Source organism: Pseudomonas sp. RA_35y_Pfl2_P32 (assembly GCF_963970735.1).
Classification (GTDB): Bacteria; Pseudomonadota; Gammaproteobacteria; order Pseudomonadales; family Pseudomonadaceae; genus Aquipseudomonas.
In genome coordinates this window covers 1-530 of record NZ_CAXAQF010000194.1, presented here as the reverse complement: position 1 = coordinate 530, position 530 = coordinate 1, and the positions used below count along the sequence as shown (strand labels likewise).

At 65.3% G+C, this 530-nt stretch carries 1 protein-coding gene; it reads right to left on the bottom strand.

Annotated features, from left to right (window positions below; genetic code table 11):
- Positions 1–530, bottom strand: a 530-nt coding sequence (locus tag AACY45_RS27825; RefSeq protein ID WP_339548689.1) for a hypothetical protein, incomplete at both ends; no start/stop codon positions are given.

The following is a 530-nucleotide window of genomic DNA, read 5'->3' as shown; positions in this document are numbered from 1 at the left end:
CACCGTGGACCGTGGTGCCGTGCGACAATTGCCGCTGGGTCGCCGCGTTATGAACGGTATAAACGCCGAAATAGCTCCGCGTGCGCGCGTGCGGTTCCAATGAGATCATCACCGCCCGGTATCCGCCGAACGCGACCAACACGCCAAGCAGTACAGACACAAACGCCCACCGCGCGCCCATGGATAACAGCCCGATCACGACGATCACCAACAAAGCGGCCTGCGGCAGCGCGCCAAGCCCCGGCCCCGCATCCGCCAGAATCAAACCCACCAGCCCCAGCACGACCAGCGCCACCACGCCGGTGAGAATATGGCGGCGGTGCGCGCTCCCCTCCCACAATCTTCTGATCGGACGCAGCAAGGCATGCTGGGGCACCAATAGCCCGGCCGCGAGCACCAGGATCGGATATTCATAGGTCCAGTCGAACACGAGCGGGGCGATCAAGGCGGCGAACACCCCACCGAGCGCCCCGCCCACCGCCATCGCCAAATAGAATCCGGTCAGCCGGTCCGGCTCGGGTCGAATGCGG